General features: G+C 48.0%; 8 protein-coding genes. 6 read left to right on the forward strand and 2 right to left on the reverse strand.

Annotation, left to right across the window (positions count from 1 at the left end; all coding sequences use genetic code 11):
- Positions 1-32 precede the first annotated feature (32 nt).
- From gcvP to JNN12_12905, 4 genes are all read left to right on the forward strand, one after another.
- Positions 33-2,882, forward strand: a complete 2,850-nt coding sequence (gene gcvP, locus JNN12_12890; GenBank protein ID MBL7979228.1) for an aminomethyl-transferring glycine dehydrogenase — start codon at positions 33-35, stop codon at positions 2,880-2,882.
- Positions 2,883-3,765: 883 nt separating this feature from the next.
- The gene (locus JNN12_12895; protein MBL7979229.1) at positions 3,766-4,323 is read left to right on the forward strand and encodes a hypothetical protein; all 558 of its coding nucleotides are present in this window, start codon (positions 3,766-3,768) and stop codon (positions 4,321-4,323) included.
- A 15-nt stretch (positions 4,324-4,338) separates the two neighbouring features.
- Positions 4,339-5,760 carry an aldehyde dehydrogenase family protein gene (locus JNN12_12900; GenBank protein ID MBL7979230.1) on the forward strand — a complete coding sequence of 474 codons (1,422 nt, stop codon included), beginning with the start codon at positions 4,339-4,341 and terminating at the stop codon, positions 5,758-5,760.
- 368 nt (positions 5,761-6,128) lie between these two features.
- Positions 6,129-6,716 carry a hypothetical protein gene (locus JNN12_12905; protein ID MBL7979231.1) on the forward strand — a complete coding sequence of 196 codons (588 nt, stop codon included), beginning with the start codon at positions 6,129-6,131 and terminating at the stop codon, positions 6,714-6,716.
- 91 nt (positions 6,717-6,807) lie between these two features.
- Here the strand turns inward: JNN12_12905 and queG are convergent, their stop codons facing one another.
- Complete coding sequence (gene queG / locus JNN12_12910; protein ID MBL7979232.1) at positions 6,808-7,758, reverse strand: tRNA epoxyqueuosine(34) reductase QueG; 951 nt, start codon at positions 7,756-7,758, stop codon at positions 6,808-6,810.
- A 246-nt stretch (positions 7,759-8,004) separates the two neighbouring features.
- Positions 8,005-9,246: an inner membrane CreD family protein gene (locus JNN12_12915; protein MBL7979233.1), complete on the reverse strand. Its 1,242-nt coding sequence runs from the start codon at positions 9,244-9,246 to the stop codon at positions 8,005-8,007.
- A gap of 382 nt (positions 9,247-9,628) precedes the next feature.
- On the opposite strand from JNN12_12915, the gene JNN12_12920 reads away from it, so the two are divergent.
- Positions 9,629-11,095 (forward strand): hypothetical protein, encoded by a 1,467-nt coding sequence (locus JNN12_12920; protein ID MBL7979234.1) that lies wholly within the window; start codon positions 9,629-9,631, stop codon positions 11,093-11,095.
- Positions 11,096-11,201: 106 nt separating this feature from the next.
- Entirely contained in the window at positions 11,202-11,984 is a 783-nt protein-coding gene (locus JNN12_12925; GenBank protein ID MBL7979235.1) for a 1-acyl-sn-glycerol-3-phosphate acyltransferase, read from the forward strand.
- The last annotated feature ends 44 nt before the right edge of the window (positions 11,985-12,028 follow it).

A 12,028-nucleotide genomic window follows, 5' to 3' on the forward strand; every position in this document is an offset into this window, starting at 1 on the left:
AAAAGCCTAAACCATTCACCTACAAAGTTGTTATGTCTATTCAACTCGCCCCTTTAGACTGTTTTGAACCCCGTCACAACGCTTCTGTTGCCGATTTGGCAGCCATGCTGGAAGTGGTGGGCGCAGAAACCTTAGAAGACCTGATAGAACAAACCGTCCCGGAATCCATTCGTCTGCCTCGACCCTTGGCTTTAGACCCGCCGATGGCCGAATCGGAAGTCTTGGCGTACCTGCGTAAGATTGCTTCCAAAAACAAAATATTCAAGTCCTACATCGGAATGGGTTATTCGGATACCATTACGCCCCCTGTGATTCTCCGGAACATCATGGAGAATCCCGGCTGGTACACCCAATACACCCCTTATCAGGCCGAAATTGCACAAGGCCGGTTGGAAGCCCTGCTGAACTTCCAGACAATGGTGGCGGATCTTACTGGACTGCCAATTTCCAATGCCTCCCTTTTAGACGAAGCCACCGCTTGTGCCGAGGCGGTTAGTATGGCACATGGCCAACAACCCAAACGGCAGACGGTTTTTGTGGATGCCCATTGCCATCCGCAAAACATCGCCGTTATCCAAACCCGTGCACTGCCCTTAGGATTTAAAGTAGAGGTGGGAGACTGGCAAACGTTTGCCTTCCATGACGATGTTTTTGGGGCGGTCTTGCAATACCCCAACACCACCGGACAGGTTCACGACTACCGTACCTTCTGCGAAAGGGCCAAGTCTGCCAAAGCAACCGTTATTATAGCAGCAGACCTCTTGGGCTTGACCTTGCTCACACCGCCCGGCGAGTTTGGGGCCGATATTGTCATCGGAAATACACAACGGTTTGGTGTTCCGATGGGCTATGGCGGACCACATGCCGCGTTTATGGCCGCCTCGGAAGCCTTTACACGCAAAATGCCCGGACGGATTATCGGGGTTTCTAAAGATGCCAATGGCAAAACGGCCCTTCGGATGGCACTCCAAACCCGTGAACAGCACATCCGCCGAGACAAAGCAACCTCAAATATCTGCACAGCACAAGTCCTTTTGGCGGTGATGGCGGGGATGTATGCCGTTTATCATGGCCCGACAGGCCTGCGAAAAATCGCTACACGCATTCATGACCTTACCAAAATTTTGGTAGAAGGACTTACGGACAAAGGCTTTAACGTCCTTACCACCGATTTCTTCGATACCATTGAGGTGGAAATGAACCATCACGACGCTGACCTTGCGGTTTCAAGAGGGTTGGCCAAGCACCTCAATGTGCGCACTTTTCCAAATGGCCATCTGGGGATTTCTTTAGACGAAACCACCACCGCTGCCGATGTGGATGCCCTTCTGGAAGTCTTTTTACATACCAATTTTCAGCGGACATCCGCCTTGTATGCACAGGATATAGAAAGCGGCTATCAAGGCCATATGCGCCGAACGTCAACCTATCTGACACATCCGGTCTTTAACCTGTATCAGACCGAGCACGAGATGCTCCGCTACATCCACCGCCTGCAATCGCGAGACCTCTCGCTCACCACCAGCATGATTCCACTGGGTTCCTGTACCATGAAGCTCAATGCGACCACACAGATGATTCCGGTAACGTGGTCTGCTTTTGGCGGCCTCCATCCCTTTGCGCCGGAAGACCAAGTGACGGGCTATAAGATGATTTTTGAGGAGCTTTCGCGCTGGCTTGCCGAGATTACGGGCTTTGATGGCGTTTCGCTCCAGCCCAATTCCGGCGCACAAGGTGAATATGCGGGCTTGCTAACGATTCGTGCATGGCATCAAGCCAATAACGACCACCACCGCACCGTATGCCTAATCCCTTCATCGGCACACGGCACCAATCCGGCCTCGGCGGTGATGGCTGGAATGAAGGTGGTGGTGGTAAATTGCGACGATCATGGCAATATAGATGTATCGGACCTTCGCATGAAAGCCGAAAAACACGCCTCCAATTTGGCCGCACTGATGGTGACGTACCCTTCTACGCATGGCGTTTTTGAGGAAGCCATCCACGAAATTTGCGAAATCATCCATCAATACGGCGGACAAGTCTATATGGACGGCGCCAATATGAATGCCCAAGTGGGCCTCACCTCTCCGGCAGCCATTGGCGCAGACGTCTGCCACCTGAATTTGCACAAAACCTTTGCCATTCCACACGGAGGAGGCGGGCCTGGCATGGGACCCATTTGCGTGGCCAAGCACCTGACGCCCCACCTACCCGGACACCCCGTGGTTTCCCTCGGTTTGGCACAAGGCCCCGTCTCGGCAGCCCCTTTCGGCTCGGCAAGTGTATTGCTCATTTCGTGGGCATACATCGCCTTAATGGGTGCAGAAGGGTTGACCAATGCCACCAAATATGCCATTTTGAATGCCAATTATATGGCCAAGCGCTTAGAAGGGCATTTTCCGATTTTATACAAAGGAAGCAATGGCCGATCGGCGCATGAGTTTATGATAGACCTTCGTCCATTGAAAAAAGAAACAGGGATTGATGACCAAGATGTGGCCAAACGCCTCATGGACTATGGTTTCCATGCGCCTACCATGAGTTTCCCGGTGGCAGGAACCATCATGATAGAGCCGACCGAATCTGAAACCAAAGCCGAATTAGACCGCTACTGTGATGCCCTGATCGCCATTCGTCAGGAAATGGAAGAAGTAAAAAACGGGCTTTATCCCGCTGATAACAACGTACTAAAACATGCTCCCCATACTGCCGAGGTATTGCTTGGGGAATGGGAACGCCCGTATTCCCGCGAGAAGGCCGCTTACCCATTACTCGGCCTCCGAAGCCACAAGTTCTGGCCATATGTAGGACGGGTGGACAATGCGTATGGCGACCGGAATTTGGTATGTGCCTGCCCGCCGATCGAAGAATATGTGTAACATAACCAAAGGTAAACGAGGATTGTACACGGCCGACAAGAAGCGGCGCAAGGATGTTGATGCGAGGCGAGCTAAAAAATAACGCGCTTGGGGGGCGATGGGAGCCATGCTAAAGTGATGCCAAAAACAATTTTCAAGAATCCTTCTTTAGATAATGTGTAATATAAATACCCCTGATTACATTACAGCATATGTAGCCGAATTAGGGGTTATTTTATTTTTTATCGCTGTATGAAAATTTCATTTACGAATAAATTTTTGACATATTTTTAGTATTTAGTTTCCAAAAATTTGACCAAACCAGACAATAAAAAAACCTTATTCTCGCTAAAAAACGTTAAAAATAACATTACCTTTGGTTTTCAGGATAATCAATCAATCAATATTACCCCTGAAAGTCATTCTCCAAGCTTTTGGTGTAGGAGGTAATGTTTTATTTTCCTCTATTATATATTAGCCATTTCTTAGAATAAAGTTCAAAATTTATTTTTCGCCCTCAAACACGTTGTAAAAATAATTATTTCCTGCATATTAAATGCACAAAAAAAATGACTATCTCGAATTCCCTTAATTTTGGGCCACCATTATAGAAAAACCTAACGCAACAAAAACTATATGTCAATGGCCTGACGACAAATCGCGTAGCTCACAACAACTGCGGTGTGGCTCGACCGAAAAGCAGCCCGCAGTCGGGCAACTGCATACAGTTCCGTCGTTACCCAAAACCCAATCTCGCATTCTCGCCTTGCCGTTTTTCGTAGCCTCATCGGAACGTAGCAACGTGTGGCAGCGTTTACGATTCAGAATTAACACGCCCAAAGTGCAGGCTCTGCCAATTTATGAAACCATGTTCTTGCCATCAAACCCTATCATAATAACATAAATGACAGTCCTTGATTTATTTCAAACTTACATTACAGGCGACTTTGACAACCACCAACAAGTAGAACGCGAGCGAAAAAATGGCACACAAGCCCATCCTTTTGCCCGCCATATCAACCGCCTTGCAGATGAGAAAATTAGGAACGCACCATCGCGGAACGGATTTTGGCTCATCGAAGAAAGTTATTACACTTATCCTGATGGCAGCGAGAAAATCAACCATCACTTGTTCTTTTTTGAAGGCGTGAACGCGCAAACCGTGCGGCTTTATGCCTATCAGTTACCCGATTCGCTCCCCATGGCGCAACTTACCAACGACAATCCAACGCTTTCCATTGATTTTGGTACGCTTCAAGTGAGTCCACGCTTTGCTCCCGCCGAATATGCCTTGAACGACGAAGCTTTTACGCTTCATGCGCCCAACGATTGGGGTAATGGAATGCGTTTTACCTTGATCGAAACCATTGCAAAAGACCGCTTGCAGGTGATGGAGCTTTTGGAAAAAGACGGGCAACGCCTCACACCTTACAGCACCCCTATCGAGTACGACCGCATATAAACCTTCTTGAATGTCATGAAATCAGATCAACTCTACCAGGTCCGAAATCCTCGAACAGGGGCATTGGATTATACGTTTCCGCTCCCAACCCCTGCTCAAATCCGCAACGAAACGAAGCGGCTTCGTACCAATCAAGTGGCTTGGCAACAGAAGACCATTGCCGAACGCATTGCGGTTTTACAAGCATGGAAGAACGGCCTTGCTTCACACTTAGAAGACATCATTGAAGCACTTACGCTTGATACAGGGCGGCGGTATGAAAGCGAATTGGAGGCGAAACTCATTGCCCAAAGCATAGATCGTTGGTGTGGGTTTGCTACGGATTTCTTTGTCCCCAGCCCCGATAAAACCTCCGCCATTCCCTTCATTCAGATCAAGCAAGACTTGCAGCCTTATCCCTTGGTGGGTGTGATTAGTCCTTGGAATTTTCCCCTCTTGCTGGCTTTGATAGATACCTTGCCCGCACTTTTAGCAGGATGCAGCGTGGTGATCAAACCGAGCGAAGTAACCCCGCGTTTTATTGAACCCTTGATGCGTTCGATTCAAGAAACGCCCGAACTTGCAGGCGTATTGTCGTTTATGGCAGGCGATGGCAAAACAGGCGCGACTTTGCTTAAGCATGTGGATTTATTATGCTTTACGGGAAGCGTTGCAACGGGGCGTAAGGTGTATGCCGCTTGTGCGAAAAACTTTATCCCTTGTTTTCTCGAACTTGGGGGAAAAGACCCCGCGTTGGTCTTTGAAGGCGCGAACTTAGACCAAGCTGCTGCCTCGATTTTATGGGGTAGTACGGTTAATTGTGGACAATCTTGCCTTTCTATTGAGCGGGTCTATGTACAAAAATCTATTGCACCCGACTTTTTAGCCTTACTAAAAGCCAAAGCGGAAAAGGTACAACTTGCTTATCCCACCGTTTCTGATGGACAAATTGGACCCGTGATTTCAGATAAGCAAGTCAGTATCATCAATGCCCATCTACAAGATGCGTTGGAAAAAGGGGCAACCTTGCTGACGGGAAATGCACAATGTGAGCAGAAAAATGGTGGTTGGTATTGCCGCCCAACGGTGCTAATAGGCGTAAACCACACCATGAAGGTCATGACAGAAGAAACTTTTGGGCCCCTTATTCCTGTGATGACGTTCCAAACCGAAGCAGAAGGACTGGCATTGGCGAATGGCACGATTTTCGGATTAAGTGCGGCGGTTTTTGCCAAAGATTGGGAAACAGCCTATCACATTGGGCAACACATCGAAGCGGGCGCGATCTCGATTAACGAATGTGCTTTAACCTCGATGGTGCATGAAGGCGAGAAACAATCGTTCAAAATGTCGGGGATTGGTGGAACGCGCATGGGTGCAGCTGCCATCAAACGCTTTATGAAACAACGGGCGTTCCTTATCAAAAAAGAGCTTATTGCCGCACCGTGGTGGTTTTGATGATAATCTTGTTTTTGTTAACGCTTTGGGGTGCTGCGAACGCCGAAAGGTGGAACGAAAAACCCTTTCGCAGCCGAAGGATCGGGAGGTGTTTATCACACCGCCTTCCCTACGCGTTACCGCCTTCCAGAGGTGCCTCGCCACCGTTTTTCCACCGCCTAAGAAGATGATTTTGAAAATGTATCGTAGGATGTCTTTTTAATTCACTTCTAACCCTACACTAATAAGTACTTAATAAGGTATTGGTAAATTCAGAGATTGTCTTAATAAGTTTTTAGATGGCCCACATTTTTAGAAAATTACTGGGTCTTTTTATAGGCTTCAACGAATAGTAAATAATTACCCTTAACTTTTTAAATCCGATATGTATGAGAAAAAATGTCTTAAACCTCTTGTTAGCATCTTTTGTTTTTACCTTCGCCGCATGTAGCACGCCTAAGCAAGCGATCTCATTAAACTCCACCACCAGTACCGCTACCAGCAACCGAATCACACAGTCAAACGTGGACGTTGCGCTTCGGGCATGGTGCGATGGATTGGTGAGCATCTCCAAAGCTCATGCAGAAAATAAAGACTATAAGACGATTGCCGGACAGGTCTTAGACAATTTATATAATTATGCAGATGCGCCCGTATCCTTCAAGCCAACCTTAGCCTCTGGAGAACGGACCTTCCGCACAACCCGCGAGGGTGCAGCCGCCTATTTTATCGGAGGCAATTCAAAGTACCCTGAGGATACTGGTTTTGCACTCAAGGGCTGGACGGCTGCTCGCTACGTTACGAGTAGCCTGAATACGGATGGTAATATGGCCATTTGGCAAGGGAACGTCTATATCACGGGCAAAGATGGCAAAGAAACCATGGTGGACAAAACATTTGGTTATAAGAGAGGGGTAGATGGGAAGTTACGCATTGTACTACACCACTCCTCTTTGCCATATAGCCCTGCTAAATAAGGGTTCTGTTACGTTTGTTTTTGCATAAGGGCCGCTCTTCCCTATTTGGGAGCGGCTTTTTTTGTGATCCCCTATGGGGGTGCTACAACCTTTACGGAGGAAGGTCATCGGGTAAAACCCATCGGATATTGCGTTTAAATCCTTCGTACTTGGTGCGTTTTACGGGATTTCCTTTGAAGCGTTTTCTGAATTCCTCCAAATCCAATTCCATCCAAGTTTGCAAGGAAGTGTCCGTCATGCCCGTTCGGGCTTCAAATCGTGGTTCTTGGGTTGGTTTCTTGAACTTATTCCAGGGACACACCTCTTGACAGACATCGCACCCAAAAATCCATTGATCAAATTGCCGCGTTAAAGCGTCCGGCACCTCGATCCCCTTGTGTTCGATGGTCCAATACGAGATACATTTTTCGGCCTGAACAAAACCTGCTGGATGGATGGCATCAGTCGGGCAAGCATCAATGCAGCGGGTACAAGAGCCGCAATAGTCGGGTATTGGGCTATCGGGAGGCAAATCGAGGTCCACGATCAGTTCTCCAATAAAGAAAAAGGAGCCAGCGGTACGAGAAATAAGATTGGTGTTTTTACCGATCCATCCCAATCCGCTTTTGGCCGCCCACACTTTATCCATAACGGGTGCGGAGTCCACAAATGCCCGTCCATTCAGCGTGCCCACATGCGCTTCGAGCCAGCAAAAAAGCATGTTGAGTTTATCTTTTAGGACATCGTGGTAGTCGTCTCCCCAAGCATATCGGCTGATTTTTCCGGTGGTGGGCAGGTCTAAGCGCTCGATGGGTTGGTAGTAGGTATGGATCACGGAAATCACGGATTTTGCGCCCTCCACTAGTTTACGGGGATCCGTCCGTTTATCAAAGTGTCCTTCCATCCAAGCCATTCCTGCTTGGTGTCCGCCTTTCAGCCAAGCCTCCAATTTTCGGGCTTCGTCCTCCAAAAACTCGGCCTTAGAGATGCCACATGCCGAGAATCCCAGCCGGAGGGCTTCCTTTTTAAGGGCGAGGGCTAGTTTTTCGCGGGTGATAGACATCTTGGTATAAGCTCGGTTTGGTTGGGCGTGGTGGATTCAGGGCGTGTTCGGCAAGAAGCCGGAAGTTAATCATCTATTTAGGTAAAAACCACCCTGAAGAGGGGCCATGTCCACGTGTATTGGTTGTGAAGTGGTCGTAGCATCATGAGAAATATCTTTCTATAGGGGCAACCTTTAGGGCAGAACGGCAAAAAAAATCCGGAGTAGTACACTGTGCCACTCCGGATAAAATAAAGCCCCCTTTTTTTATCCGGACGTGGTTTTGGGTTTGGTAAATACCTCGTCCCAGTTGATGCGACCTGTCATTTGCATCACCACAAAGAGCGTGAGGATAGAGAGGATCGTAACTGCCAGTCCGACGTAGTGCTCCAAGAAGAAGGTGTAAGAAAACAAAACCAGATATACAAATTGGCTTAGGCCCACCTCTCGCCATGCAAAGGTATTGCCAGCCACCAGCCGCATGTACGAGACCGTGAGTGCGATAGACACCACCGAGCAAATGAGCATGGCCCATTCTACCGAAATATGATCCACCAAATAGGCTAATAATAAGTGAAAGCTAAAGAAAGAGGCCCCAATAAAGAAGTAATTCATGGGGTGGATGTTCACCTTCCGAATAACTGTAATGATGAAGAGCACAAAGAAAAATAGGAAGAGCGAAATAGGGGCAAAAAAAGTTACTTTCGCCACCCAAGGCCCCGGATTTAGCTTTTGGGGCATTACCAGACCTACATTAATGTCTGCCAGCAAGTTGGTATAAGCCCAAGTGAGCTTCCAACCACCGTTGGTTTGCGATTTTTGGGTGGGAGAAACCCCTGTTGCTGGAAAATCCACATTGTCGAAATCGGTATGGGCCGTCAGGCGGAAGTTACGTACCTGTTTTACACCCTCGCCTAGGTTATACATCCAGGTTTTCATGCCCTGCGTTTTGTACTTCACGCGGATGACTTGAGCAGCACCGGGGGCCAACGCCAAATCTTCTACCATTTGACTGCCCTCTACCGTCATATCTGCCCGCATTTTATCGCCCACCTGAAAAGTGAAGTCGTCGTAGGCCGCCGAAGACGAGGGAAAGGTGTAATGGAATCGCAAAGTACGTGGTTCTCCAGTATCGTTCAGGATGGTATAGGTGGCATCGTACCAAAGGGAGTAGGTAGGATACCACATCAAGCCCTTTTGGCGGTGTTCCAATTTAAAGCGTACATCAACCGTAGAACCTGCAAGGTTCACAGGGTGGCGCTCGGTCTCGGTTTGGGTACGCGATACATTTTTTCCATCCACCGCTTCAACTACGGTTTTGGTGGATTTTTCTTCCCAATACACCTGTGGGGCCGTTTGCTCCAACGGACGCCCCCATAAATCCCCGACCGCCTGCGTGAGGCTTTGGTCGGACTCGTTGGAGCGGATGAACAGGTTGGCGCCGAGGATAGACCATGCAATGGCCGTCATGATAAAGATGAAGCCGATGGCGATGATTCTTTTCAACATAATGGGGTTGGTTTCGGTAAATAAATAAAAATTATAAAGAACTTTGTATTTTAAAGTTAATACATAAACGACCAACTTGCAGCCTTGTTTCACTTTAAAAAGGGATGAATAAAAAAAAAGTGCTTGGTGTGAACCGGATGGGTTATCGCCAATCCAATTTGATCTTTCCCATACATCTGCCCTGCTAGGACATCAATCACATCAAGATAACTAATTACATATAGTTAATTACATATTTTACACACCTATAAAGGCCACGTCGGATAGGCATTCATAGATGGCGGGAGTAACTTAGCTTAGCATAGTAGGAAAAGGATTTATGGAAGCATCCGTCATAGAGTCCGGTATATCGCTTCGGGTGTCCGTATCTTAGAGAAAAAACATGCACCCATCAAAAAACCATACCCAAACACTCGATTTCCCACTGGATGAATTTCAGGACATGTTAGACCAAACCTTCCAGATGGTCATGGGGTTTTATCGGCATATGGAGTCCCTTAAAGGGTTTAATGCTGGAACTCCACAAGAAATGGCTGCTCTTTTTGATGCTCCGCTGCCTGAGGAACCACAGCCGTTGTCCGAGGTTTTTGACGAGATTCGGGAAAAAGTGGTGGTGACGGCGACCGGCAATTTTGGCAAACACATGTATGCCTATGTCATGTCTGGCGGAAATCAGGTATCAACCTTGGCCGAGTTGATCATGACCACCCTAAACCAAAATAATACAAAATGGCATTTGGCGCCAGCCATGACCGAGATTGAAAAACGGGTGGTCAAATGGGCCGCTGCCATGATTGGTTTTACCGACGATGCAGGTGGGGCGATGGTTAGTGCAGGCTCTGAGGCCAATTTGGCTGGATTGACCGTAGCCCGAAATACGTTTTTCAATACCTTAGAAGTGCAAAACAATGGGCTTTTTGGTCAAAAGCCGTTTATCTTATATGCTTCAGAAGAAACCCATAATTGCATAGATAAAAGCATGGCTCTTTTGGGGCTTGGGCGTAAACACATACGCAAAATCCCCACTCATGCCGATTTTACCATTCGGTTGGATTTGTTAGAGGCACAGATTCAGTCGGACTTGGCGGCTGGTTTACAACCTTTTTGTATTGTGGGCAATGCGGGGACGGTGAATACGGGTGCGATTGATCCGTTAGAGTCGTTGGCACTGCTGGCCCAAAAATATCGGTTGTGGTTCCATGTGGATGGGGCTTATGGTGGGTTGGCTTCCGGGCTTCCAGAATTAAGCGCTGCGTACTGTGGAATAGCCTTGGCGGACTCTATCGCCTTGGATTTTCATAAATGGCTGTATCAACCCTTCGAGGTGGGCTGTGTATTGGTCCGTGATTGGCAAACGCTGCGGACTTCTTACCATCAACATGCGGATTATTTGGACAACAACTTCGACGGGGCATCGGTACAATTTGATTTTAACGACCATTATTTCCAACTCTCGCGCAATGCCAAGGCGTTCAAGGTCTGGACCTCTGTTAAGGTCTATGGATTCGAGCGGTTTCGGGCCATGATCCGGAAAGACATTGCTCTTACCCAATATCTGAAAGCGCAAGTGGAAGCAGCACCCGATTTTGAGTGGCTCGCATCGGGGCCATTGGCGGTGGGTTGTTTTCGATATCGAGGTGCGATGGTCACCGAGGCCGAAAAGGCCGCATTTAATCAGCGTTTGGTTCCGGCACTGGAGGCAGATGGGCGTGTATTTATCATGGGAACCAAGCTAAAAGGACAATTCGCCTTGCGTGCCTGCCTCATCAATCACCGAAAAGACCAGGCAGCCATAGATTATCTGCTATCAATCATTCGCGAGGTTGCGGAAAAACAAGTGCCGGCATAAAGCGAAGAGGACATTTTGCGGGTAAAGTTCCGTGTTTTTCACCGATCATTTTTTTGCAGAATCGGGTGTTAATTCGGATATTAACATTGTTAACCTTATTTGTACCATGAATGTCCCCACAAGTGCTGTCCCAAAAAGAACTTCGGAGGATGTTTTAAAGCCCTCCTTCAAAACTGGGTGCTGGACGGTTTGGATTTTGTTTTCCGGCAGTCTTTATACCATTTTTTGTTGTACAGCGGTGCTGGTACACAGCCTTTTAAAGCCGGGCCTTGCCATCTTTCATCGCTGGAGTAGGCGCTGGGGCCGAGGCATGTTGGCGTTGATGGGCATACGGACCCATGTGGCATTGCCTTTTGCTCTAGACCCCACAAAGCCATATATCTTTTTGGCAAATCATCAAAATGTGCTGGATATTTTTGTTTCTACTGGATTTATACCTGTCCCATTTGGCTTTTTGGCGAAGGTAGAACTTAAAACAGCGCCTTTTATTGGCTGGGTACTACAGCGTTTTTGTGTTTTTGTGGATCGTTCCACGCCGCGTAAGGCCGTCGAGAGCATCCGGCAAGCCGGAAAAATGGTGCGCGAAGGCCATGCGATCATGGTTTATCCGGAAGGAGAACGCACGTGGAGCAACCAGATGGTTCCATTTATGCGAGGGGCGTTCGAGGTGGCCATTGAGGCAGGTGTCCCTATTATTCCAATGTCTTTTGTGGGTTTTTATGCTTGTGCCGATGAACGCCGCTATTTGGTCTCGCCAGGCGAAGTTCGGGTGATTTTTCATCCGGCCATAGAAACCAATGGTTTTACCCGAAAAGACATTCCCGCTCTGATGGAAACGGTCTTTGGGATCATTCAGTGTGGGCAGGAGGCCGCCGAAAGGCAAAATTGAACCTGCATTTGGGGATGGGTTTTAACAGCAGGTGTTGAGGATCA

This window comes from Bacteroidetes Order II. bacterium, from assembly GCA_016788705.1.
In the GTDB taxonomy this organism is placed as follows: domain Bacteria; phylum Bacteroidota; class Rhodothermia; order Rhodothermales; family UBA2364; genus UBA2364.